Raw genomic sequence first — 24,930 nt, 5'->3', positions numbered from 1 at the left:
CATGCTCGCCCTCGGCAAACTGCTTGAACTGACCCTGGCCGGGCGTGAGCCGGCGGAAAAGACTCAACTGACCGTCGAAGGCGTGCGCATGCGATGGCTGAGCGAAGGGGCTCTTGAAGTCCGTCCGCCAGAGGCGCGGGACAATGGCACTGATCTGCTGTTGTCCGCCGGTATTCACGGCAACGAGACGGCGCCCATCGAGCTGCTGGATGAGCTGATCCGCAGCCTCGCGCGTGGCGATCTGAAACCGCGCGCCCGTATTCTGTTCCTGTTCGGCAACCCTGATGCCATGCGCCGCGGCACGCGCTTTGTCGAGCAGGATGTCAACCGACTGTTCAACGGTCGTCACGAGCAAAGTGGCGGTGTGGAAGCGTTGCGCGCATGCGAGCTGGAACGGCTGGCCGCCAGCTTCTTCAGCGTGCCGGACCGCTATCGCCTGCATTACGATCTGCACACCGCGATTCGTGGCTCGAAGATCGAGCAATTTGCGCTGTACCCGTGGAAACAAGGCCGTCAGCACTCGCGTCGCGAACTGGCCCGGTTGCGTGCTGCGGGCATGAGTGCGGTGCTGCTGCAGAACAAGCCATCCATTGTGTTCAGCGCCTACACTTATGAACAATTGGGGGCCGAGGCTTTCACGCTTGAACTCGGCAAGGCCAGGCCGTTCGGCCACAACCAGCAGGTGAACCTCGCGCCGTTGCGTTTGCGTCTGGAGCAGATCATCGAAGGCACCGAGCCTGAACTGGATGAGCAACTGGAAGGCCTGCAACTGTTCAGCGTGGCGCGGGAAGTCATCAAGCGCAGCGATGCATTCAGTTTCAACCTGGCGGATGACGTCGAGAACTTCTCTGAACTGGAAAAAGGCTACGTGCTGGCTGAAGACGTGAGTGATTCACGCTGGGTGGTGGAAGAAGAGGGCGCAAGAATCATCTTCCCCAACCCGAAGGTCAAAAACGGCCTGCGGGCGGGGATTCTGATTGTGCCGGCTGATGCTGAGGGGCTTGGCTGACTTGGCGAGCCAGTGCGCTGCAACTAGCGTGCGAAGCTCCGCGTCCTCTTTACAACGTGCGGAACGAGAGTCGTTCTGACGAACACCTCCCGTGCCGCTGCTACGTGTTTCAGCAGGCCGCTTTTTGTTGTGCATCCAGGCGGCGCAGGCTGCGGACCTTGTTCAGGGTGTCCGCGCAGGTCTTGGCCGCTTCTTCGCCCTTGTGCGAAAAGTGATCGAAGAAGAACTTCTGGTGCTCTTCGCCCGCATGGAAGTGGTGCGGTGTCAGGACCACCGAGAAAACCGGTACTTCGGTTTCCAGTTGGACCTGCATCAACGCGCTGACCACTGACTGCGCGACGAATTCGTGGCGATAAATGCCACCGTCCACCACCAGCGCAGCGCCGACAATACCGGCGTAGCGGCCGGTATTGGCCAGCAGTTTTGCATGCAGCGGGATTTCAAAGGCGCCGCCCACTTCAAAGATGTCGATGTCACTTTCGGCGTAGCCGTGGTTGGCCATTTCGGCGATGAACCCTTTACGGCTCTGATCGACAATATCCTTGTGCCAGCAGGCCTGGATAAAAGCGACGCGTTCGTTTGGATGGCTTTTGCTCTTGCTGTCGATTGCGGTGGGTTGCACGTGTTCTGACTCCTGTTTATGAAAAAAACAGGGCATTTGGATCGAAAGGGATTCAAGTCGCGTAGGAAAGCCTCCTGAACGAGGTCGTTCATGGGGAGGTTTTACAGACGTTCTTGTTGACACCAATCCCGCTCTCTCTTCATCCGGACTATGACCGTCGGCCCCGGAATCACACCGGGTCTGCTGACCTTGCAGGTCGTCAGCCAAAGCCTCGACCCCCAAGCGCTCGCGGGCTAGACGCATTGCGCGCCATTACCGCCGGTGGGGAATTGCACCCCGCCCTGAGAACGTTGCCGTCACATTTCGTGGCCGGCGCGGGATTTTTATCACAGATCTTCTGATCATGCATGGACACTTTCGTACGGTACTCCTGCCTTTTTCTTATAAGGACGCGGAGTATCGAGAGCGACGGCGCTTGATTATCATGTGCCTCAGCCTCAGTAATGCCTTGTTGCAAGCCAAAGGTTGCATGCATTATCGATCTTCGAATTTCAGGGAGCTTTTTTGTGACTGTCATCGATTTGCGCAGCGACACAGTGACTCTGCCCACGGTAGGCATGCTCGACGCCATGGCGCATGCGCCTGTGGGCGATGATGTTTACGGTGAGGACCCGACGGTCAATCTGCTTGAGGCGACGCTTGCCGAGCGCCTCGGGTTCGACGCCGCCTTGTTTGTTCCGTCCGGCACCATGAGCAATCTGTTGGCGCTGATGGCGCACTGTGAGCGCGGTGACGAATACATTGTTGGTCAACTGGCCCATACCTATAAATACGAGGGCGGCGGCGCGGCCGTTCTCGGTTCGATCCAGCCTCAGCCGCTGGACGTGCAGGCAGACGGTTCGCTGAGCCTGCAGCAGGTACTCGACACCATCAAGCCGGATGACTTTCACTTTGCCCGCACGCGTTTGCTGGCACTTGAAAACACCATGCAGGGCAGAGTCTTGCCGCTGGAGTACCTGGCCGCGGCGCGCACGTTGACGCTGGAAAAAGGCCTGGCGTTGCACCTGGATGGCGCCCGTCTTTTCAACGCAGTGGTCAAGCTGGGCGTCGAGGCGCGGGAGATTACCCGACACTTCGATTCCGTCTCGGTGTGCCTGTCCAAAGGCCTGGGTGCGCCGATTGGTTCGGTGCTATGCGGTTCGCAGCCGCTGATCGCCAAGGCTCGCCGCTTGCGCAAAATGGTCGGTGGCGGCATGCGTCAGGCGGGCGGCCTGGCAGCAGCCGGGCTGTATGCGCTGGATCATCAGGTCGCGCGGCTGGCCGACGATCATGCGAATGCGGCGCTCCTTGCCGAGGGGCTGAGCGGGCTGGGCTATAGCGTCGAGCCTGTTCAGACCAACATGGTCTATGTGCAGGTCGGTGATCATGCCGCGTCACTCAAGGCGTTCTGCGCCGAACGCGGCATCGTGCTGACCGCTGCGTCCCGGCTGCGCATGGTCACCCACCTGAATATTTCGCGTGCGCAGGTGGAGCAGGTCGTCGATGCGTTCGCAGCGTTCGACCGCTCATGACAGGCCGGGCGTCAAGTTACTTGTTTCTATCGCACAAACACACTGTACCGAGGGCGCAACGCCTATATAATGCGGCCCTTTGCCGTCGCAACGTCAGTATGACGGTATGCAATTGCCTCTGGCCGCAGTCTCCGTGGAAGAACCTATGAAAAGCGCAGAAATCCGTGAAGCCTTCCTTGGCTTCTTCGAAGAGCAAGGCCACACCCGTGTCGCGTCGAGCTCCTTGATCCCGGGCAATGACCCGACCCTGCTGTTCACCAACGCAGGCATGAACCAGTTCAAGGATTGCTTCCTGGGCCAGGAAAAGCGCGCTTACACCCGTGCCGTGACCAGTCAGAAATGCGTGCGTGCCGGCGGCAAGCACAACGACCTGGAAAACGTCGGCTACACCGCTCGTCACCATACTTTTTTTGAAATGCTGGGCAACTTCAGCTTCGGTGACTACTTCAAGCGTGATGCCATCACCTACGCCTGGACCTTCCTGACCTCCGAGAAGTGGCTGAACCTGCCCAAGGAAAAACTCTGGGTCACTGTTTACGCCACCGATGACGAAGCCTACGACATCTGGACCAAAGAGATCGGCGTGCCTGCCGAGCGTATGGTCCGTATCGGCGACAACAAGGGCGCACCTTATGCGTCCGACAACTTCTGGACCATGGGCGATACCGGCCCTTGCGGTCCTTGCAGCGAGATATTCTTCGATCATGGCCCGGAAATCTGGGGCGGCCCACCGGGTTCGCCGGAAGAAGACGGCGACCGTTACATTGAAATCTGGAACAACGTTTTCATGCAGTTCAACCGCACTGCCGATGGCGTGCTGCACCCGCTGCCGGCGCCGTCGGTGGATACCGGCATGGGCCTTGAGCGTGTCAGTGCCGTTCTGCAGCACGTGCATTCCAACTACGAAATCGACCTGTTCCAGAGCCTGCTGACTGCGTCGGCCAAGGCCATTGGTTGCAGCAACGACAATCAGGCTTCGCTGAAAGTTGTGGCGGACCATATCCGCTCGTGCGGTTTCCTGATCGCCGACGGTGTGCTGCCGTCCAACGAAGGCCGTGGCTACGTGTTGCGCCGCATCATTCGTCGCGCGTGCCGTCACGGCAACAAGCTCGGTGCCAAAGGCAGCTTCTTCTATCAGATCGTGGCCGCGCTGGTTGCCGAGATGGGTTCTGCGTTCCCCGAGCTGGTGCAACAGCAGTCGCACATCGAGCGCGTGCTGAAAGGCGAAGAAGAGCAGTTCGCCAAGACCCTCGAGCAGGGGCTGAAAATCCTTGAACAGGACCTGGCGGATCTGAAGGGCACCGTGGTTCCTGGCGAAGTCGTGTTCAAGCTGTACGACACCTACGGTTTTCCGATGGACCTGACCGGCGACATCGCCCGCGAGCGTAATCTGACGCTGGACGAAGAGGGCTTTGAGCGCGAAATGAACGCCCAGCGTGTGCGCGCCCGTTCCGCCAGTTCGTTCGGTATGGACTACAACAGTCTGGTCAAAGTGGATGTGGCCACTCAGTTCACGGGTTACTCGGCGACCACGGGCAGCGCCAGCGTTGTTGCCTTGTATAAAGAAGGTCAATCGGTCACGCACCTGAACGAAGGCGAAGAGGGCGTCGTGATCCTCGACACCACGCCGTTCTATGCGGAGTCGGGCGGCCAGATCGGCGACAGCGGTTTCCTGCTGGCCGGTGACGTGCGCTTCGACGTCAGCGACACCACCAAGACCGGCGGTGCATTTCTGCACCACGGCGTTGTGGCGTCCGGCAGCCTGAGCGTCGGCGTGCAGGTGGACACTCAGGTGTCCGACGAGGTGCGCAATGCAACCGCATTGAACCATTCGGCCACTCATTTGCTGCACGCAGCACTGCGTCAGGTGCTGGGCGATCACGTTCAACAGAAAGGCTCGCTGGTCGACAGTCAGCGTCTGCGCTTTGACTTCAGCCATTTCGAGGCGATCAAGCCTGACCAACTGCGTGCGCTGGAAGATATCGTCAACGCCGAGATTCGCAGAAACACGCCGGTGGTGACTGAAGAAACCGACATCGAAACCGCCAAAAAGAAAGGCGCAATGGCGCTGTTTGGCGAGAAGTACGGCGACAGCGTTCGGGTACTGAGCATGGGCGGCGAGTTCTCCGTCGAGCTGTGTGGTGGCATTCATGCCAAACGCACGGGTGACATTTCGCTGTTCAAGATCGTCAGTGAAGGCGGCGTTGCTGCTGGCGTGCGCCGTATTGAAGCAGTCACCGGTGCAGCCGCGCTGGCCTGGCTGAATTCGGCCGAAGATCAACTCAAGGAAGCCGCGACGCTGGTCAAAGGCAATCGCGACAACCTGCTGGACAAGCTGACGGCGGTGCTTGAGCGCAACCGTCTGCTGGAAAAGCAACTGGAACAACTGCAAGCCAAGGCAGCCAGCGCAGCCGGTGACGACCTGTCGTCTGCCGCGCAGGATGTCAAAGGGGTCAAGGTTCTGGCCACGCGCCTGGATGGTCAGGACGGCAAGGCGCTATTGGCGCTTGTCGACCAGTTGAAGAACAAGCTCGGCCGCGCAGTGATCCTGCTCGGCAGTGTTCATGAAGACAAGGTTGTCTTGGTCGCAGGCGTGACCAAGGACCTGACTGGCCAACTCAAAGCCGGTGATTTGATGAAACAGGCGGCCGCCGCTGTCGGTGGTAAAGGCGGCGGTCGTCCTGATATGGCTCAAGGCGGTGGTGTCGATGCAGGCGCGCTGGATGCAGCATTGGCACTGGCCGTTCCTTTTGTAGCGCAGGGAATCTGAGTCGAATCCGCAGGCCCGTCGATTGACGGCGGGCGCTGCCAGAGGGTTCGAATGTCAATGGGTGCTCTTAACGGGTTTTGAGGCGGCTTTGAGATGGCTTTAATCGTACAGAAATTTGGAGGCACCTCCGTGGGCTCTGTCGAGCGCATCGAGCAGGTGGCTGACAAGGTCAAGAAATTCCGCGAGGCGGGTGACGATCTGGTGGTCGTCCTGTCTGCCATGAGCGGCGAAACCAACCGTTTGATCGAGCTGGCGAGGCAGATCAGCGACCAGCCGGTTCCCCGTGAGCTGGATGTGATCGTTTCCACGGGTGAACAGGTGACCATCGCGTTGCTGGCGATGGCGCTGATGAAGCGCGGCGTGCCTGCGGTGTCCTACACCGGTAATCAGGTGCGTATTCTCACCGACAGCGCGCACAACAAGGCGCGCATTCTGCAGATCGACGACCAGAAGATCCGCTCCGACCTGAAAGCGGGTCGGGTGGTGGTGGTCGCCGGTTTCCAGGGCGTCGATGAGAACGGCAACATCACAACGCTGGGGCGTGGCGGCTCTGACACCACGGGTGTGGCGCTGGCGGCTGCGCTGAAGGCTGACGAGTGCCAGATCTACACCGACGTCGACGGTGTCTACACCACCGACCCGCGTGTGGTGTCGCAGGCTCAGCGTCTGGACAAGATCACCTTCGAAGAGATGCTGGAAATGGCCAGCCTCGGCTCCAAGGTGTTGCAGATCCGTGCGGTCGAGTTCGCCGGCAAATACAATGTCCCGCTGCGCGTTCTGCACAGCTTCAAAGAGGGGCCGGGCACCCTCATTACCATTGATGAAGAGGAATCCATGGAACAGCCGATCATTTCCGGCATCGCTTTCAATCGCGATGAAGCCAAGCTGACCATCCGTGGCGTGCCAGACACCCCCGGCGTGGCGTTCAAGATTCTCGGCCCGATCAGTGCGGCGAATATCGAAGTGGACATGATCGTGCAGAATGTCTCGCACGATAACACCACCGATTTTACCTTCACGATCCACCGCAACGATTACCAGGCGGCCTTGCAGGTGCTTGAAACAACCGCGCGCGAGATCAGCGCACGTGAAGTTTCCGGCGACACCAAGATCGCCAAGGTGTCCATCGTCGGTGTCGGCATGCGTTCACACGCAGGTGTTGCCAGCCGCATGTTCGAAGCCCTGGCCAAGGAGAGCATCAATATTCAGATGATCTCCACGTCCGAGATCAAGGTTTCCGTGGTCATTGAAGAAAAGTATCTGGAGTTGGCTGTGCGCGCTTTGCACACGGCGTTTGAGCTGGATGCTCCTCGGCAGGGTGAGTGATGCTGCCGTCGAAGGGCGCGGTCTGACCGCGCCTTTCGGGTACTGCGCAGAAAGGCTGATGTTTTCTTTGCGTAAGTCGATACACAGGTAATGGTTATGGCGTTTTGCTACTGGCCATTGCCCATAGGTTTTGCAGACTGTTGTCCCTGAATAAAGGCGTAAGGAGAAAAGTATGCTGATTCTGACTCGTCGGTGCGCGGAAAGCCTGATCATCGGTGACGGTGAAATCACCGTCACCGTGCTCGGTGTAAAGGGTAATCAGGTGCGAATTGGTGTCAATGCGCCCAAGGAAGTCGCTGTCCACCGTGAAGAGATCTACCTTCGCATCAAGAAAGAGAAGGACGAAGAACCAAGCCATTAATTTTTATTGAATTTTTGGTTTGCAAACGGGGAAAAGGGTGGTTATTATACGCCCCGTGTTGCGGAGAGCTGGCCGAGTGGCCGAAGGCGCTCCCCTGCTAAGGGAGTACACCTCAAAAGGGTGTCGGGGGTTCGAATCCCCCGTTCTCCGCCATTATTTATGTAGTGCGTCAGATTGAGCTTGATCGGTAAGTTGTTGAATTTACTAGAAAAAGTGATTGACAAAGCAATTTGACGACCTATAATGCGCGGCACCAACACATGCACTCGTAGCTCAGCTGGATAGAGTACTCGGCTACGAACCGAGCGGTCACAGGTTCGAATCCTGTCGAGTGCACCATTTAAAGTTGTTTGAATCACTGTAAGCAATTACAAGGTTTCCGATAACTGGCTTCAACCAGAAGTGATCTGGTCTAAAAATACCCATGCACTCGTAGCTCAGCTGGATAGAGTACTCGGCTACGAACCGAGCGGTCACAGGTTCGAATCCTGTCGAGTGCACCATACAACGAAAAGCCCACATCGAAAGATGTGGGCTTTTTGCTTTCTAGCGTTTTCCTTTAACGCATCCGTTTTCGTCGAACGTCACTTTGTTGCTGCGGCCTTTCTTCAGGTGGTACTCGTAATGCAGCTCGCCATTGCGGTTGGTGACTTTGTCCGGGCGCCCCAGCAGGCTTTCGACATCACGCTGTGTCATGCCGGGCGGTGTGCGCTGATTGATGATGGCTGCTCGGCGCTGTTCTGCGCTCAGGCGATTACCGCAGCCGTCGTCACGTGTGCCGACCACCACCAATTCCTTTTCTGCTGATTTTCGACGCGCAGGCTCCCGGGTGTTTCCTGGCGGAAGTAAGTCGATGTGGCTTCCGGGCGGCGCATTGAAGGCGTTCTGTATTCGGCTGGTTTGGCCTGCCGGGCAGCCCAGGGTGGTGAATGTAATCTTTCCGGCTGCATCCTCGCAGCGTTGAACGCTATTGGCGGTGACGTGGGCCGGCAGGCAAAGCAGGGTGCTCCATAATGGTAAATGAATGATGGCGCGCATGATCAGGTCCTCCATGACTGAGTGTCGTGAGAGCCTAGCGGCGGCCTTTTGCCGGAACCAGCGTGATTTGTTGGCTGGATGTGACGTCGAGCCCTCGTCGCTTCACGCAAGCTTGCAACTTTGCGCTGCAAACGGTTGTTATAAGCTGAATTTCTCGCGTGCGCTTCGCTCAAAGCGGTGTATCATTGCGCCCGTCAGCCCCGCCGGGGCTTGTGGAATACCTCCATGGACTTACCCAGTCGTAACTCAATAGTGTTTTTTGACAATCATGAATTAACTGATTGATCTCCCGGCGTGCTCTGCTGCTGGGAGTGGAGTTCGCCTATGACCGAAAGAGAAGTAAAGAAGACGCAGGAAAGCTTGCAGGATCGCCTGGCTCAGGTTGTTGATCTGCTGCAGCGCCAGCGTATTGTTGAAGACCTGACCCACCGTCAGGAAGGTCAGCATCAGGACCGCGTAGAAAACCTGGTCCACCGGCAGAACCTCGTCGAGCTGCAGCGCAAGCTCGAAGACCTCCACTCTGCTGACGTCGCTTATATCCTCGAAGCCTTGCCTCTGGAAGACCGTCTGACCGTCTGGCAACTGGTCAAGGCCGATCGCGACGGCGACATTCTGCTTGAAGTATCCGATTCCGTTCGTGAAACCCTGATCGCCGACATGGATGATCATGAGTTGCTCGCGGCGGCACGGGACATGGACGCCGACGAACTGGCTGACCTGGCTCCCGAGTTGCCCCGCGACGTCGTTCATGAACTGATGGAAGCGCTGGATTCCCAACAGCGCGAGCGTGTGCGGTCTGCCTTGTCTTACGACGAAGACCAGGTCGGCGCACTCATGGACTTCGAGATGGTGACGATCCGTGAGGATGTCAGCCTTGAGGTCGTATTACGTTACCTGCGCAGGCTCAAAGAGCTGCCCGGTCATACCGACAAACTGTTCGTGGTTGATTCCGAGGGCGTGCTCAAGGGCGTGCTGCCGATCAAGCGTCTGCTGGTCAACGACCCGGAAAAACAGGTCGGCGAAGTCATGGCCAGCGACCCGGTCAGCTTCCACCCTGAAGATGATGCTTATGACGCCGCGCAGGCCTTCGAGCGTTACGACCTGATCTCCACGCCCGTCGTGGACAAGAATGGCAAGCTGATCGGCCGTCTGACCATCGATGAAATCGTCGACCTGATTCGTGAGGAAAGCGAAAACGAAGTCCTCAACATGGCGGGTCTGCGGGAAGAAGAAGACATCTTCGCTTCTGTATGGCGCTCGCTGCGTAACCGTTGGGCCTGGCTGGCGGTCAACCTGGTCACCGCATTCCTAGCGTCGCGGGTTATCGGTCTGTTCGAAGGGTCCATCGAGAAGCTGGTGGCACTCGCTGCGCTGATGCCGATCGTGGCCGGCATCGGTGGTAACTCCGGTAATCAGACCATCACCATGATCGTGCGCGCGATGGCGCTTGATCAGGTCAATACAGGTAATACCGCCCGGTTGCTGCGCAAGGAGCTGGCGGTCGGCCTGATCAATGGCTTGCTATGGGGTGGGGTGATTGGTGTTGTCGCCTACATGCTGTATGGCAGTTGGTCGCTTGGCGTCGTGATGACGGCGGCCATGACGCTCAATCTGCTGCTGGCTGCGCTGATGGGTGTCTCGATTCCGATGGCGCTGGCGCGCTTGGGGCGGGACCCTGCAATGGGCGCAAGCGTCATGATTACGGCGATGACCGACAGTGGCGGGTTCTTCATCTTTCTCGGGCTGGCGACAATCTTCTTGCTCTAAGTCGGCTTTTAAAACCCTTTAAACTAAAAAACCGCCATAAACAGGCGGTTTTTTATTCCCGGACACATCATTGTATTACTGCACTCGTTAACAAAACCTACCGTTAAGTAAGAAAAATACTACAACAAAAAAAGGCCAGCTTTCGCTGGCCTTTGGTCGTTTACGCTAAATCTCAAGACTCTTCGGAAGCGAGTTCCGTGTCGTGGGCAATCAGCGAAACAAGGGCGTTCTGTTGACGATGCGACAGCTGACGAAAACGTTGCAGCAGTTCGCGTTCGTGCAGGGACAGCTCAGGACTGTCAAGGCGCAGGCTTGGCTCGTCGCCGAGAGCACCTTCCTGAATCAGACTTTGTTCGAGACGGGCAATGATCTCCGAGTTCATGCTGCGGTGATGATTCTTGGCTACCTCTTGCACGCGATTACGCATGCCGTCTGGTAGGCGAACGACGAACTTGTCAGCCGTGCGGCTGGAATAAGTAGCCTGTTTCATAGGGCTCATATATTTAACCGGTTAGTTCAGGGGGAGCGGTTCTAGCAAGTGGCCGCAAGATTGTCATTGTCAGACAGTCGTTTTGGTCAAATGTTCAACCGCGAATCCAAGGGCCAACATAATGCCGCAATACGTCGAATCCTTGGCGTCAATTCTGTGACAAATATTGACTCAGGTGGAGGCGTTTAGCCAGTACTAATTGTCGGAAATGCGAACGAATTTGCAAAGTCAGCGCCTTTGCCTTCAGAAAATTCAGACATCGCCTGAGTGCTATTTGCCATCATTTTCGTCTGATTCTCAGCTTAGGTGCGAATTCAAAACAAACGGAGGCGAGCCGACCGAGGGTCTTCGGGGGAGCTTCGGGAAGGGTGGGGCATGCGCAGCTTTTTTGGAAAAGCTTTCACGGGCGCGAGCGCGCCAGGGGAGGTGTTACGTGATCTGACGAACCTCAGCGAAGCACGGGATCAAACTTGAAGCGCCGACCGACGAACAATGCGACCACGAACAGGCTGGCAAACACCCCGGCGCAAATGTTGGCTGCAATGCTCATGGCGTGTGCCTGAACAGGCAAGAGCATATCAACGATCACAGCCATCAGTGCCAGGACCAGAAATGACAGTGCAGATTTTGACATGGCTACTTTCTCAAAAATGGTAGGGGCTTGAAGCCGGTTGATGAAGGCGCTGTCAGAAAACCCAACGCTGATCGGCGTGAGGCATTTGAAGCGTGTCATCGCCATCATTTGCCAGCACCATCGCGCTGGATTTACGGTCCGTCATGATCGCCAGCTGGGGAGCCTGGCTGATCTGGTGATGAATACGAACCGGCGCAGTGGCCTGCTCGCTTTGAGCGCCAGAATCCTGAAAATGAAACGCCACCAGAGCCACCAGAGCTGCCGCATTCAACACTGAGAGAGTCTTGTTCATTTTCCAGTACCTGTGCCCGACCGTTTGGGATGAGATGTGTTCACTGATACTGATAATGCAGTCTGCATGCCAAGCTTAAATTGAGAAAAATCCTATAAAAATCAGTTAGTTACAAAACTAAAAAAAGAGCCATCCAATGCGTTTTGCAATGATGGCTTTTTGCGGTATTGCAAATTGCATGATTGGTTTATTCGGCGGTGTTTCGAACGGACATCGGCTACAGGCTTGAAGGGCAATGACGACATGACAAACGCTCGTCATCTCGCTAAGATGCACGCCGTCCTCGCTGGCACCAATCGGTGTGCCGGCACGCAGTGTCTCAGTAGCTCAATTGGATAGAGCATCCCCCTCCTAAGGGGAAGGTTGGCAGTTCTTATCTGGGGTGGGATCTAGTCTCCTGTTGAGATAAGTCGTCATCCGCCCCTAAGCGAGAAGCTGAAATTCTGGTAATGATAGGGTATGGAAAGGGGGATGAGCTTTCCTAAGTGCATGGTTTTACGTAAGATATCGAGCTCAATGTCCTCTTAGTTCAACGGATAGAACGAGCCCCTCCTAAGGGCTAGATGCTGGTTCGATTCCAGCAGGGGACACATCATCCGCATTTGCTTTCCTTCCCTTCCCAAGTCTTTTGCTACTCATCTGGCAACAAGCTACGCGCACTGCGCACACCATGCGTCCTTCTTCAGTCGCTACCGTTCCCATCACAAAGCTCCATCAGCTAGAAGACGGTCTTGAGGGTGTTTGGGCCGAGGCACCACAAGGTTGCCGTCGGAGGAAGTTTCCCTTCCGTCGTTCAGGAATAGGCTGCTTAGCGATCACGTCTTATTTAAAGATGGGGCAGTAGCTTCGATGATGCTGGCGATTGATAGAACGCAGTCTTCTTCCGTCAGTCGGTAATGTTTTGATGCCACATCTGCTTAGCATCATGTGTGTTTGAGCAGTACGACCGCGTGGGGCCATTTGTTGCAACGCAGGACTTTGACTTGAATTTATTTGTTGAAAGGGTGATGCCTCCGACTGCGGAGCAACGGGAGATATTTGATCTGATGAGAGACATCCCGAGACAGCTCCTGGAACAAGGCCTCATCAGTAAAGTGCTGTGTAAGAGCATTTATTTGGGCACATGGGGTGAGTTCGAAATTAGAGAAGAGAAGGACGATCTCTGACACTGCTCGTAATTTAGCCTTCGCTCGTATAGGTGGTGTTCAGTCGGACGTCAGGCAGCACTCGATCTGCCTGAGTTAAGGTGAGCTTTGTTGCGATATAAATCAATTGTGGATTTTTGTGGGGGGGCATCAGGTCGAAGATTAGCTTGGGGCTATATCGCTTGCGAAGAAATGGCAGGGGCGAGCGAGCATTCATTACCCGAGAGGACGCGCTGGGAAAAATCGAGGTGGGTAGCTGTTATTCGAACAGCGCGGGATCTACTTTCTTACGTCGCGCTTGTTCCAGGTGTTTGCGCATCTGGTCTGCTGCGGCGAGCCGATCTCCTTGTTCCAGACAATCGAGGATAGCGAGATGCTCCTCTGCCTGGCCTTTACGTGGAGCCCGCGTGCTGGCTTGGCGGTATTCCACAAGCCGACGCAATTGGTCGAGACGACGAACAGTTTGCTGGAGGAAGCGATTGCCGGAGCAAGCAGCGAGCGTCTCGTGAAACAGTGAGTTTGCCTCAAACAACTCTTGGGGAGTCATGGTCAGGTAACCACCGTTGGCTATGAACTGCTGCTGTCTACGACAGGCTGCCAGCGTTTCACGGTCTATTTGAAATGTTGGAGATAGCAGCCCGGAGGGCTCAATAGTCGCTCGGAATGCATAGCTTTCTTCATACGCTTCAACCGAGTCGATCATGGGCAGTAATCGCCATCCTTGACCTGCACGCTGTTCGATCCATCCTTCCTGCTGAATACGCGACAGCACCGCCCTCAATGCTGCCCGAGACACATCAAACTGACGCATGAACTCGATCTCGGTAAAGAGCTCAGGAAGCTGTCTGCTAAGACGTAGTTCGGCAAATTTCAGGTACAGCGGATCATCACTGCCCTCCATGACTTCCAAAGCAATATCTACCAGATCGTCGCTGGAACGGGCTAGGAAAAAGCCCCGATTACGGTCGTAGGTAAGCATGCCCTTTTCGACCAAATGGCCCATGGCAAATTTGACGGGAGTGCGGGAGACATTGAGCGTTGCCGCCAGCTGAGACTCGACCAGGTGATGTCCAATATCGAAGCGCTCACGACGCACGTGAGAAACAATGTCACGCGCTATGCGTGCTTGAAGAGGACTTAGAGGCATTGGATCGAGAACCGAATAGAGCTGACCATGGAACTCCCATTCTAGCGTGTCGGTAAGATTAACGGCAGAGACCATTTCTAGACTCTGCCGTAGTTGCCCGACGCCTCAAGCTTCCATTAGCGGACTTGATAAAAGGGGAACGCCCCAAAGAGAAGTCCACCTACCAATAGACCGAAGCTTGCCAAAATGGCCCACTTAAGCGCGAAACGTTGGTGATCACCGAGATCCACTTTCGCCAAAGCAACGAGCAGATACAGCGAGGGTACCAATGGGCTAAGTAGGTGAACCGGCTGCCCCACGACCGATGCTCGGGCTATTTCCAGCGGCGTTATCCCGTACTGCGCAGCAGTTTGCGCAATCACAGGCAGGATGCCGAAATAGAAGGCGTCATTGGACATGAAGAAGGTAAATGGCAGGCTAACAAGTGCCGTGAAAACAGCCAGGAATGGGCCAAAGCTAGGCGGGATCACATGCAGAAGGCTCTTAGCCATGGAATCGACCATGCCAGTACCTGAAAGAATGCCGGTGAAGATACCAGCGGCGAAAATCACTGCGGTCACTGCCAGTACGTTGGTGGCATGAGCGGCAATACGCGCTTTTTGTTCTTCGATCCTCGGATAGTTCAGCATGATAGCAATCGCGAAGCCGACCATGAATAGGATTTGGATCGGCATTGCGCCCACGATCAGGCAGGCAATCAGCACCAGAGTCAGAATTAGGTTCGGCCAGAACATCTTAGGGCGACGATTTTCATCGCACTCTTCGGCAGAGCCGTTGCCCAGCGCCATTGAGCCTTTGTGGAAATCATCTAGATGGAGAATGCCAAGACGCGCGCGTTCTTTACGGCCAATGACAACGGCAGTGAGAATCAAGCATCCGGCGCCCATCAACATGGCAGGGATCATCGGCAGAAATATCTCCATGGCGTCCACATGCAGTGCAGCGGCGGCACGTGCTGTAGGGCCGCCCCACGGCGAGATGTTCATGATGCCGCTGGCGATGTTCACGAGGCAGGTCATTCCTAACACGCTCATGCCAAGTCGCTGGTAGAGCGGCAGAAAGGCAGCACAGGCAATCATGTAGGTTGTCGAACTGTCACCGTCTAAAGAGACAAGCATCGTCAACACCGCTGTGCCTACCGACACTTTCAGGGGGTCGCCTTTCACGACCTTCAAAATGAAACGCACCAGCCCATCAAAGAGCCCTGCGTCAATCATGACGCCAAAGTAAAGAATCGAGAACGTCAACATCACCCCTGTAGGGGCAAGGGTCTTGACGCCGTCAAGCATCATGGCTCCTAAGCCAGCGTAATGTCCGCCGATCAGGGCAAACAGGATGGGGATCAGGATCAATGCGACCAGCGCCGAAAGGCGCTTTGTCATGATCAGGTACATGAAGCAAATGACCATTGAAAAGCCAAGGACTGTTAGCACGGTCGAACTCCCTTTTTTCTTGAATTTGTGGGGCGTCTGGCAGCCTGACAGCTGCAAAGTAGCCAGCGTGGCTCAGGTCGAGACAGGCTCGATGCGGACGGGAGGTCGAACGGATTCGGAGTGTGAAAGCTGGATCATGGAGGGCCTCATTTTCTTATGTTTATTTTTCTGCTGTACCGGCCTGGCACGCTGCCAAAAGGGGTACGCCCGATCTCAGTGGCTGAACGGATCGGATGAATCAACATTGACCTATATCATTACAAAGTGCAATATCAGCCTCACAAAAACATTGCCTGTACAGCCTGTGAGGATTAGCCAATGCCTGAGTCAAAGGGTCAAACCGTTTCCGCCAACGGAATCGATTACCGTGTCAGCGACATTCGTGGGGTCGTGACTGACCTGGGCGGTGATTACGCAAAGCTGCCCTATAGCTTGCGAATCCTCGCCGAGAACGTTTTGCGCGGGGAGGCAGACCCTGAAGCGGCGCTCAAAGTCATCTGCGCCCGCTCCCAAGAATTCGATATCCCTTTTCGACCCGCCCGTGTCGTCCTGCAGGATCTGCTCGGTACGCCCGCGTTGGTCGACCTCGCCGGGCTGCGTGATGCGGTTGCCGAGAGAGGTGGCAATCCACGCCTGGTCAACCCGGTCACGCCGACCCACCTGGTGGTGGATCACTCGCTCAACGTAGAGCGATGGGGCGATGCCAGCGCACTTGCCGATAACGAAGCCATCGAGCGTGAACGTAATGCCGAACGTTTTCAGTTCCTGGACTGGTGCAACAAGGCATTCAGCAACCTGTCGATCATTCCTTCGGGCAAAGGCATCCTTCACCAGATCAACCTGGAGCGGCTGACTACGGTCGTGGGGACTCAACGCCGTGACGGCGAGCTGTGGGCATTTCCGGATACATTGGTCGGTACCGACAGCCATACCACTATGATCAATGCCATTGGCGTGCTGGGCTGGGGTGTAGGCGGTATCGAAGCTGAAGCGGCAATGCTGGGTAAATCGCTGATGCTGCGTCTGCCGGAAATTGTCGGCGTCTGTCTGGAAGGAACGCTGCCTCAAGGCTACTTGGCAACGGACATCGCACTGGCTCTGACTGAGCAACTGCGCAAGGCGGGCGTAATCGGTTCATATCTGGAGTTCTTCGGCCCTGGCGTACCGCAACTGTCGCTGGCTGATCGTGGCACGTTGTCCAATATGGCGCCTGAGTTCGGCGCAACCGCGGCGATGTTCGCGATTGATGATCGCACGCTGCATTACTTGCGTATGACGGGTCGTGGCGGTCAGATTTCCGGCCTGACTGAGGCTTATGCTCGCGCTCAAGGCCTGTGGCATGACAGCTTGGGTGAGGCTGAGTACAACCGCGTCGTAACGCTGAATCTCAGCTCTGTGGCGCGTTCAATTGCGGGGCCCAAGCAACCACACCAACGAATTGTATTGGGTCAAAAAGCACCAGCGACCAACCTTCCAGTTGGCTTGGACAACGGTTCGGTAGTCCTCGCGGCTATCACCAGTTGCACTAACACCTCTAACCCACGCGGTGTGATCGCCGCCGGCCTTGTTGCTCGAAACGCACGCAAACGCGGCTTGAAGCGCGCTCCCTGGGTCAAGACGTCCTTCGCACCAGGCTCGATGGTTGTGACTGATTACCTTGAACGTTCCGGGCTTAACGAAGATCTCGACGCCTTGGGCTTCAACTTGGTCGGTTACGGCTGCACCACCTGCAACGGTATGTCCGGCCCACTGCTTAGCCCAGAGATCGAAGAAGAGATCCGCACCCGTAAGCTGGAAACTGTAGCTGCGACCTCTGGTAACCGTAACTTCGAAGGTCGGGTTCATCCGCTGGCTCGCGAAGTATTCATCATGTCGCCGCCGCTGATCGTTGCCTACGCGATTGCGGGTACCTACCTGATCGATCCGGAGAAAGATGCTCTGGGCCTGGATGAGAATGGCGTACCTGTTTACCTGCACGAGCTGTGGCCAAGTGACGAAGAACTAACTCGGATCGAAGCGGACAACCTGACCGCAGACCTCTTCGAAAAGGCCTATGAAGATGTTCCTCGTGAAGCAGGTTTGATTGCCAGCGACCTGCGCGCCGGGGTCAGCGACCAGTACGCATGGCAAGAGAAAAGCACCTACATCCGCAAACCTCCGTACTGGAGCGATGCGGTGACGGCCACCGACACCAGCAAAGACCTGAGCAACATGCGCGTCCTCGCCATGCTGTCGGACAACATCACCACCGACCACATTTCTCCATCGGGTGCGATCCTGCCGGAAAGCGATGCTGGCCAATACCTGCAATCGCACGGTATCGCGGTGCCTGACTTCAACTCCTATGGCACACGTCGCGGCAACCACGAGGCTGCGCAGCGCGCCACCTTCGCCAGCCCACGCCTGAAGAACGAGCTGCTCGAAGATGGTCGCGAAGGCCCATGGACGCTGCTGCTGCCTGAGAAGGAGGTCACAACGATCTTCCAGGCTGCCGAGATCTACGCAGATCGCAAGCAATCCCTGATCGTTGTCGCTGGCAAAGAGTATGGCAGCGGTTCGTCTCGTGACTGGGCGGCTAAAGGCCCACGCCTGCTGGGTGTGCGCGTGGTAGTAGCTGAGAGCTTCGAGCGTATCCACCGTACCAACCTGGCGGGTCTCGGCATTCTCCCGCTGCAGTTCGAGCAAGGTGTCTCGCGTCAAAGTCTGGTTCTCAATGGCCGCGAAACCTTCAGCGTTGAAGGCATCACCGATGACTTCCAGCCAGGCGCCAAGGTCACTCTGGTGGTTGAGCGTGAAAACGGCGAAACCGAGCGCGTCAGCGTCGTGAGCCGCCTGGATACCTTCGAGGATGTTCGTTACTTCCGCAGCGGTGGTTTGTTGCCGCAGTTGCTGATCGAAAGTATGAAGAACGCATCCGCTAACTGATGCGCCGCTGATTTGTCGTAGGAGATATCAAATGACTCAAAGACGTATCCCAGCCGTTTACATGCGTGGCGGCTCCAGTAAGGGCGTGTTCTTTCTCGACAAGGATCTGCCGCCTGCTGGCCAGGAGCGAGATGCCATCCTGCTCCGTGTGATCGGCAGTCCAGATGTGTACGGCAAGCAGATCGACGGAATGGGTGGTGCGACCTCCAGTACCAGCAAGGTGGTGATCATCGGTAAATCCAGTCGTGAAGATTGCGACGTTGATTACCTGTTCGGGGCTCCCGCCATCGAGACGCCAGTTATCGACTGGTCGGGCAACTGCGGCAACCTGAGCTCGGCGGTTGGCCCGTATGCGATCTCTGAAGGCTTGTTGGATGCTCCTCGTGATGGCATCGCCGTTGTCCGTATCTGGCAGGCCAATATACAGAAACGAATCATCGCCCATGTGCCGATGCGCAACGGTGAGGTTCAGGAGGAGGGTGACTTCGTACTCGATGGTGTGGCGTTTCCGGCGGCTGAGATCGTGCTGGAGTTTCTCAAGCCTGGCGGGACGGACGGCAGCATTCTGCCCACCGGTAACGCCATTGATGAGCTGGACATCCCTGGCGTCGGCAACCTGTCTGTCACGCTATTGAACGCCGGCAACCCCACCATCTTTCTCGACGCTGACAGAGTAGGGCTGAAGGGCACCGAGACTCAGGATCAGGTCAATAGCGATGCCGAGCTGCTGGCGCGCTGTGAAACCATCCGTGCTCATTGCACTGTTGCGATGGGGTTGGCCGCAACCGCCGAAGAGGCAACTCGTCTGCGTCCGCATACGCCCAAGCTTTGCTTTGTGGCCAAGCCTCAGCGCTATCAGGCTGCGGGTGGCAAGTTTGTCGAACCAGATGATATCGACGTGATCGCGCGGATCCTGTCGATGGGTAAGCTGCACCACGCGATAACGGGTACTGGCGCTGTCGCTGTCGCCGTCGCGGCTGCTCTCGATGGCACGCTGGTAAATCGTATCGTTGGCGACATCGGGGATCGCCAGGTTCGTATGGGGCATACCGCCGGCAGCGTTGCAGTAGGCGCGAAAACCGTGCTGGAGGAGGGTGGCTGGAGTGTGGACAAGGCTGTGATGAGCCGCAGTGCTCGCCGGCTGATGGAAGGCTGGGTACGGGTTCCTGAAGTTCGCTGACGGCCTGGAGAGCTCATTTTGATCGAACTCATAAACTCGCCAGGGTTCTGGCTGGCCGTGATGCAAATCATCGCCATCGATATTTTGCTGGGTGGTGACAACGCGGTTGTCATCGCGCTGGCGTGTCGCAAGCTCCCTGAAGCACAGCGTAATCGCGCCATTATTGGCGGCGCGCTGGGCGCGATCCTATTGCGGATAGGAATGATCTTCTTCGCACTTCAGCTGTTGGAATTGCCTTTCCTTAAACTGATGGGTGCCGTATTGCTCCTCTGGATTGGTATCAAGCTGATGGTTCCTGAGGGTGAGGACGCACACGAGAACATGTCGACGAGCCCAAAGCTTTGGGGGGCGATCAAGACCATCATCGTTGCCGATGCGGTAATGAGCCTGGATAACGTGGTCGCAGTAGCAGGGGCATCCGGCGGGCAGATTGAGCTGGTGATCTTTGGCATCGTGATCAGCATCCCGATCATCATCTGGGGCAGCAAGTTGGTACTGCATTTCATGGATCGATATCCGATTGTCATCACCCTTGGAGCTGCATTGCTCGGTTGGATCGCGGGCAGTATGGCGATCACTGATATAAGCCTGCCGGCGGTACCGGCCTGGGCTCATTACGGTGCCGGCATCGTTGGCGTGGCAATGGTATTGATCATCGGAAAATGCATTGTCAGTTCGAATGCAACTGCGGGTAAGAAATCAGAAACAGAGAGGAGTGAGTAGCCGTGGAATTTGATCTTGCCGCCATACGAAAAGATATCGCTCCAAAGGGAAAGCTGCGGGTCGCAATCAATCTCGGTAATCCTGTACTGGCGAAGCTTGACGAGAAGACCCAAGTTTTCTCTGGCGTGTCGGTCGTGTTGGCCAATGCACTCGCTGATGAGCTTGAAATTGCTATTTCACTGACCTCCTATGACGCCGCCGGCAAGGTCTTCGCAGCACTTGAGGAAGGAGCTTGGGATCTTGCGTTTCTAGCCATTGAGCCAGTCAGGGCTGAGAAAATTTCCTTCTCAAGCCCCTACGTCTACATCGATGGAACCTATCTGGTGCGAACGGAAAGCAAGTTTAATCTCGCTTCTGCCTTAGACGCTGGCGGTTGCAGGATCGCAGTGGGTAGGGGAGCGGCCTATGACCTGTTCTTGTCCCGGACGTTGAAACATGCCGAGTTGGTTCGAGCGACCACTTCAGCCGTCGCCGTTGATGAGTTCTTGAAGCTAGGCCTCGATGCAGCTGCAGGAGTTCGTCAGCCTCTGGAGCGCTTCGCCCGAAGTACGACAGGCGTCAGAGTGTTGAGTGACAACTTTACGGAAATTCGTCAGGCGATGGCTATTCCGAAAGGCAGAGCGCTTGCTGCTGAGTACGTTCAGAACTTCATAAATGGCTGTCTGCGCAGCGGACTCATTGCCAAAGCGCTGGACGACAGTGGGGAGGAGGATGCGCGAGTTGCGAAGCCCTACGTGGGGTAGACTCCCGTGCTGGAAGAGGGTGGCTGGAGTGTGGAAAAGGCTGTGATGAGCCGCAGTGCTCGCCGGCTGATGGAAGGCTGGGTACGAGTTCCTGACGTCCTCTGGAATGAAGCTACCGGTGATAAATCCGAAACCCTAAGGAGCGAATAACCGTGGAATTCGATCTTGCCGCTGTAGGAAAGGATATCGCTCCACATGGAGCCTTGTGGGTTGCAATCAATCTCGGCAACCCTGTTCTGGCGAAGCTTGACGAGAAGACTGCAGTTTTCTCGGGAGTGTCGGTTGCGCTGGCCAATGCACTCACTGATGAGCTCGAAGTTCCCATATCGCTGACTGCCTATGACGCAGCCGGTAAGGTGCTTCGCAGCTCTTGAGGTACGGAATGCAGTCCTTTGTCCTCGTGATCATTTGAGGGCAGCGACATCTGCAGGGCTCACAGCCACTTTTATTATGCGCTACGTTCCAAACGGCATTCGCGTAGATGACTGTAAAGATTGCGCGACGCAGGCCGACATCGCTTTTGCGGCGACTCGCGTCCAGCAGGGTTGCTCCGGGTGCGTTAGCTCACTTATTACAGGTAGGGATTTGCAAAATGAAAATAAAAAACAAGCTCGTCCTGGCTTTTGTACTCGTTGCGTTCATCCCCGTAAGTCTGGTGGCCGTGATCTCTGTGCTCAATACCCGGTCTGAAGCGGTCAACCAGTTCATGGATGGCAGCACCCGAGAAATACGCCAGATCGACGGTAATATCCGGCAGTTTTTTGATGGCACGCAGCAAAACGTCGATCAAATGGCCACAGACCCCTTCTACACATCGGTTGCCAGCCTCAAACACTACGAGGCTGCCGATGCAGCCAGCCAGCCTTTGCCTGCGGCAGCCCGACAAGTCATCGATGCGTTCGCGCGGTATGGCGCGACGCATCCGGCAGCGGCAATCCTGTCCATTGGCCTGGAAGACGGCAGTTACGCGAAATGGCCGGATGACCCGCAGTTGTCAAAATACGACCCGCGTGCGCGCCCGTGGTACAAGGCCGCGATGGCAAGCCCCGGCAAAGCAGTAAGAACCGCTGCGTATTATTATGACAAGGACGCCGTGGCACTGGTCGGTAGCGCCAGGGCCATGCTCGATGAGGCAGGCAAGCCCAAGGGTGTGTTTGTGGTGAGCGTATCGCTGACCAACCTCACCGAACTGGTCAAAAGCATCAAGCTTGGCGAAAGCGGTTACGTGATGCTCATTGAGGACGGCGTCGTACTGGTTGACCCGCGTGATGCCGGGCACAGTTTCAAGCAGCTCAAGGATCTGGGTGAGCCTTATGCCAAATTGGCAGCCACTGCGCAGGGTTCCACTGAGGTGCAAATCAACGGCGTCCGGTACATGGCCAATGTATGGACATCGCCGGGCATGGGCTGGCGCTACGTGGGGTTGATCGAGTACAGCGAAGTCATGGCCGAGGCCACGCGCATGACCTACCTGACGGTCGCTATTGTCGTGGTGTTGGTGCTGCTTTTTGCACTGCTGGCGGCGGCTTTTGCTAAGGTGATCGTCAAGCCTATCGGCCAAGTCAGCAGTGGGTTGCAGTCGATTGCTGAAGGTGAGGGCGACTTGCGCCATGATCTTAAGGTGCAGGGCAAAGACGAAACGGCAGAGCTGGCAGGCTGGTTCAACAAGTTTCTCGCTGCAATACGCCAGTTGATTCAGAGCATCGGCGCGGCATCGACCAACCTGCAGGATGCTTCACGCGTGAATAGTGAGGTGGCCAATAACATGAATCAGGCGGCTGGACGTCAACGTGAGGCGGTGGAGCTGGTGTCCACGGCGTTCAATGAAATGGTCGCGACTGCCAATGAAGTGGCGCGCTCGTGTAGTGCAGCGGCCAACTCCGCCGAGAGTGGCCATCATCGTGTCGCCGAAGGCAAAGAGCAGATCGAGTTGACCACCGACAACGTCAATCGCCTGGGCCATCGCCTTAGTGAGTCTTCGCAGGCCATGGTGGAGCTGGAGGAGGGTAGCCGCAGTATCAACCAGATTTTGGGCACCATCCGCGCCATCGCTGAGCAGACCAACCTGCTGGCACTGAACGCGGCAATCGAAGCGGCGCGTGCCGGTGACCAGGGCCGAGGGTTTGCGGTCGTCGCTGATGAAGTGCGCGCGCTGGCCAAGCGTACCTCGGATTCCACTGGGGAAATCGATCAGTTGCTCAGCGCGCTCGGTAGCAAGACTCAGGAAGTGTCGCAGAAGATGGAGAGTTGCCTGGAGCTGTCACGCGCCAGCGTTTCCTCCATTGGAAGCGCACGTGAAAGCTTTGAAGGCATCCAGCTGTCGGTGAATGAAATCCGGGATCAGAACCTGCAGATACGGTAGCTATACGATGACTGCCTCCCATGGGTAACGCGACTACGTCCTGTGCAAGGTTTTCGCCGACCCTGATGCCGGCATCAAAGCCGCCTGCCACCAGATCCAGCAGTGCGTTGTCGCAATGGATATCCAGAGTGATGTCAGGATAGGCGTCCATGAACGCCGCCAAGTGAGGCGCCAGGACAATGTCGGCAGCAGTGCGAGACACATTGAGTCGCAAAAGGCCGGTAGGTTTATCTCGTAGTTCGTTTACATCTTCGATGGCTGATGCAAGGGTCGCAAGCCCCGGCTGCGCGTATCCCAAAAAACGTTGACCAAGTTCGGTCAAACCGACTTTTCGCGTGGAGCGCTCGAGCAGCCGCACGCCCAGCCGGCTCTCTAGTGTGCGCAGGGTTTGTGAAAGAGCCGATGGCGAGATACCCATTACTGCAGCCGCTTTGGTAAAGCTCCCGTATTTTGCGACCTGAGCGAAGGCAGCGATACCGGATAAGAGGTCTGGGCGAATAGCATTATTGTGAAGCAAAGCTTCATATTGCATGCCGATTGCGCCTATTAATAAAAGGAGTGATCAAGCCTAACATGGCGCCTACATTCACAGGAGCGCTATTCATGGGTAAGTTAGAAGGGAAAGTTGCCATCGTGACAGGATCTTCAAAAGGCATCGGTGCAGGTATTGCCGAGCGGCTGGCGGCAGACGGTGCAAAAGTTATCATCAACTATTCACGAAGCGTCGCAGACGCCAATCGTGTGGTAAAGCGCATTGTCGACGCTGGCGGTGAAGCCATCGCGTTCAAGGCTGACATCTCTCGTCCCGCAGATATCGGGCCTTTGATCGACTCGGCTGTTCAAGCGTTTGGCAGGCTGGATATTCTGGTGAATAACGCTGGCATATATAAACCTGACTCACTCGACGAGTTGAGTGCTGACAGTTTCGACGAGCATTTCAACCTAAACGTACGCGGGCTGTTGCTCACCACACAAGCAGCTGCTCGGGTAATGAATGCCGGCTCAGTCATCGTTAATATCAGTTCAGGCCTGGCCCACAGTCCTTATCCGCAGGTGCACGTGTATTGCGCAACAAAAGGAGCGGTGAACACGCTGACCCGCTCCCTGGGCATGGAGCTAGGCCCTCGGGGCATTCGTGTTATGGGCATAGCACCGGGGTTTGTTCATACAGAAGGAAACGCGGACTCTGCACGAGGCATGGATGAGTTTTTCATCGCCAAGACCCCGCTGGGTCGCGTAGGCAAGCCTCAAGACATTGCAGCAGCGGTAGCGTATGCCGTATCGGAAGATGCAGGCTGGGTAACGGGTACCACGCTTGATGTCGCTGGCGGTATGACCTTCTGAGATTGGCCGAAAGCTGCCTTCGTAGCTGGCCGCTTTCGACTCTTAGCGACCAGTCTGTGGAGCCCCCTCAAAAGAGGTTGCTCGATTGAGCGTTTACACGCCGCTGCA

At 56.4% G+C, this 24,930-nt stretch carries 19 protein-coding genes, 4 tRNA genes, 3 pseudogenes and 1 riboswitch; of the genes and pseudogenes, 18 read left to right on the top strand and 8 right to left on the bottom strand.

The window, feature by feature from the left end:
• The first annotated feature begins 1 nt into the window (after position 1).
• Entirely contained in the window at positions 2–1,009 is a 1,008-nt protein-coding gene (astE, locus tag BW686_RS17530) for a succinylglutamate desuccinylase (RefSeq protein ID WP_084918801.1), read from the top strand.
• Between the two features lie 109 nt (positions 1,010–1,118).
• Here astE and BW686_RS17525 read toward each other — a convergent pair whose 3' ends face one another.
• A complete protein-coding gene (locus BW686_RS17525) occupies positions 1,119–1,631 on the bottom strand; it encodes a 6,7-dimethyl-8-ribityllumazine synthase (RefSeq protein ID WP_005746300.1) in 513 nt (170 codons plus the stop codon).
• Between the two features lie 126 nt (positions 1,632–1,757).
• A riboswitch (FMN riboswitch) is annotated at positions 1,758–1,924 on the bottom strand.
• A gap of 213 nt (positions 1,925–2,137) precedes the next feature.
• Between BW686_RS17525 and ltaE the strand changes: the two genes are divergently transcribed.
• The 7 genes from ltaE to BW686_RS17490 all read left to right on the top strand — a co-directional run bounded on the left by ltaE (position 2,138) and on the right by BW686_RS17490 (position 8,102).
• Entirely contained in the window at positions 2,138–3,142 is a 1,005-nt protein-coding gene (ltaE, locus tag BW686_RS17520; RefSeq protein WP_084918800.1) for a low-specificity L-threonine aldolase, read from the top strand.
• A gap of 145 nt (positions 3,143–3,287) precedes the next feature.
• Positions 3,288–5,912: an alanine--tRNA ligase gene (alaS, locus tag BW686_RS17515; RefSeq protein ID WP_084918799.1), complete on the top strand. Its 2,625-nt coding sequence runs from the start codon at positions 3,288–3,290 to the stop codon at positions 5,910–5,912.
• A 93-nt stretch (positions 5,913–6,005) separates the two neighbouring features.
• A complete protein-coding gene (locus BW686_RS17510; RefSeq protein WP_084918798.1) occupies positions 6,006–7,238 on the top strand; it encodes an aspartate kinase in 1,233 nt (410 codons plus the stop codon).
• 172 nt (positions 7,239–7,410) lie between these two features.
• On the top strand, positions 7,411–7,599 hold the full coding sequence (gene csrA, locus BW686_RS17505) for a carbon storage regulator CsrA (protein WP_002554426.1): 189 nt from the start codon (positions 7,411–7,413) through the stop codon (positions 7,597–7,599).
• A 62-nt stretch (positions 7,600–7,661) separates the two neighbouring features.
• Positions 7,662–7,752: transfer RNA gene (locus BW686_RS17500), tRNA-Ser, on the top strand.
• A gap of 109 nt (positions 7,753–7,861) precedes the next feature.
• Positions 7,862–7,938, top strand: a tRNA-Arg gene (locus tag BW686_RS17495).
• A gap of 87 nt (positions 7,939–8,025) precedes the next feature.
• Positions 8,026–8,102 (top strand) — tRNA-Arg (locus BW686_RS17490).
• A gap of 43 nt (positions 8,103–8,145) precedes the next feature.
• Here BW686_RS17490 and bamE read toward each other — a convergent pair.
• Positions 8,146–8,637, bottom strand: coding sequence for an outer membrane protein assembly factor BamE domain-containing protein (bamE, locus tag BW686_RS17485; RefSeq protein WP_084918902.1), 492 nt, complete (start codon positions 8,635–8,637; stop codon positions 8,146–8,148).
• A 324-nt stretch (positions 8,638–8,961) separates the two neighbouring features.
• Here bamE and mgtE point away from each other — a divergent pair, with 324 nt between their 5' ends.
• On the top strand, positions 8,962–10,404 hold the full coding sequence (gene mgtE / locus BW686_RS17480; protein WP_084918797.1) for a magnesium transporter: 1,443 nt from the start codon (positions 8,962–8,964) through the stop codon (positions 10,402–10,404).
• A gap of 172 nt (positions 10,405–10,576) precedes the next feature.
• On the opposite strand, the gene BW686_RS17475 is transcribed toward mgtE, so the two are convergent.
• From BW686_RS17475 to BW686_RS17465, 3 genes are all read right to left on the bottom strand, one after another.
• On the bottom strand, positions 10,577–10,903 hold the full coding sequence (locus BW686_RS17475) for an Arc family DNA-binding protein (RefSeq protein ID WP_002554423.1): 327 nt from the start codon (positions 10,901–10,903) through the stop codon (positions 10,577–10,579).
• A 439-nt stretch (positions 10,904–11,342) separates the two neighbouring features.
• Positions 11,343–11,528: a PA3371 family protein gene (locus BW686_RS17470; RefSeq protein ID WP_084918796.1), complete on the bottom strand. Its 186-nt coding sequence runs from the start codon at positions 11,526–11,528 to the stop codon at positions 11,343–11,345.
• 52 nt (positions 11,529–11,580) lie between these two features.
• The gene (locus BW686_RS17465) at positions 11,581–11,820 is read right to left on the bottom strand and encodes a hypothetical protein (protein WP_084918795.1); all 240 of its coding nucleotides are present in this window, start codon (positions 11,818–11,820) and stop codon (positions 11,581–11,583) included.
• A 518-nt stretch (positions 11,821–12,338) separates the two neighbouring features.
• On the opposite strand from BW686_RS17465, the gene BW686_RS17450 reads away from it, so the two are divergent.
• Positions 12,339–12,410, top strand: a tRNA-Arg gene (locus BW686_RS17450).
• An 814-nt stretch (positions 12,411–13,224) separates the two neighbouring features.
• Here BW686_RS17450 and BW686_RS17440 read toward each other — a convergent pair.
• Together BW686_RS17440 and BW686_RS17435 are read right to left on the bottom strand one after the other, a co-directional pair.
• On the bottom strand, positions 13,225–14,187 hold the full coding sequence (locus tag BW686_RS17440; RefSeq protein ID WP_256898793.1) for a GntR family transcriptional regulator: 963 nt from the start codon (positions 14,185–14,187) through the stop codon (positions 13,225–13,227).
• A gap of 41 nt (positions 14,188–14,228) precedes the next feature.
• On the bottom strand, positions 14,229–15,596 hold the full coding sequence (locus tag BW686_RS17435) for a CitMHS family transporter (protein WP_373271031.1): 1,368 nt from the start codon (positions 15,594–15,596) through the stop codon (positions 14,229–14,231).
• A 267-nt stretch (positions 15,597–15,863) separates the two neighbouring features.
• Between BW686_RS17435 and BW686_RS17430 the strand changes: the two genes are divergently transcribed.
• The 7 genes and pseudogenes from BW686_RS17430 to BW686_RS17405 all read left to right on the top strand — a co-directional run.
• On the top strand, positions 15,864–18,470 hold the full coding sequence (locus BW686_RS17430) for an aconitate hydratase (RefSeq protein WP_084918791.1): 2,607 nt from the start codon (positions 15,864–15,866) through the stop codon (positions 18,468–18,470).
• A gap of 31 nt (positions 18,471–18,501) precedes the next feature.
• Positions 18,502–19,650, top strand: coding sequence for a 2-methylaconitate cis-trans isomerase PrpF (gene prpF / locus BW686_RS17425; RefSeq protein WP_084918790.1), 1,149 nt, complete (start codon positions 18,502–18,504; stop codon positions 19,648–19,650).
• Between the two features lie 18 nt (positions 19,651–19,668).
• Positions 19,669–20,373, top strand: coding sequence for a TerC family protein (locus tag BW686_RS17420; protein WP_086934824.1), 705 nt, complete (start codon positions 19,669–19,671; stop codon positions 20,371–20,373).
• Positions 20,374–20,375: 2 nt separating this feature from the next.
• Positions 20,376–21,116 carry a transporter substrate-binding domain-containing protein gene (locus BW686_RS17415; RefSeq protein ID WP_084918789.1) on the top strand — a complete coding sequence of 247 codons (741 nt, stop codon included), beginning with the start codon at positions 20,376–20,378 and terminating at the stop codon, positions 21,114–21,116.
• Between the two features lie 18 nt (positions 21,117–21,134).
• Positions 21,135–21,266: pseudogene (locus BW686_RS27195) on the top strand (hypothetical protein); the annotation flags it as partial.
• Positions 21,267–21,268: 2 nt separating this feature from the next.
• A complete protein-coding gene (locus BW686_RS17410) occupies positions 21,269–21,490 on the top strand; it encodes a hypothetical protein (RefSeq protein ID WP_084918788.1) in 222 nt (73 codons plus the stop codon).
• Positions 21,491–21,708: 218 nt separating this feature from the next.
• Positions 21,709–23,472: pseudogene (locus BW686_RS17405) on the top strand (methyl-accepting chemotaxis protein); the annotation flags it as partial.
• A gap of 49 nt (positions 23,473–23,521) precedes the next feature.
• Here the strand turns inward: BW686_RS17405 and BW686_RS17400 are convergent.
• A pseudogene (locus BW686_RS17400) lies at positions 23,522–24,010 on the bottom strand (LysR family transcriptional regulator); the annotation flags it as partial.
• A gap of 71 nt (positions 24,011–24,081) precedes the next feature.
• On the opposite strand from BW686_RS17400, the gene BW686_RS17395 reads away from it, so the two are divergent.
• Positions 24,082–24,822 (top strand): SDR family NAD(P)-dependent oxidoreductase, encoded by a 741-nt coding sequence (locus BW686_RS17395; RefSeq protein WP_084918787.1) that lies wholly within the window; start codon positions 24,082–24,084, stop codon positions 24,820–24,822.
• Positions 24,823–24,930 lie beyond the last annotated feature (108 nt).

The organism is Pseudomonas syringae (genome assembly GCF_002157375.1).
In the GTDB taxonomy this organism is placed as follows: Bacteria; Pseudomonadota; Gammaproteobacteria; order Pseudomonadales; family Pseudomonadaceae; genus Aquipseudomonas; species Aquipseudomonas syringae_T.
Note: the sequence above shows the minus strand (reverse complement) of the source record. Positions and strands in the feature narration are given on the sequence as shown.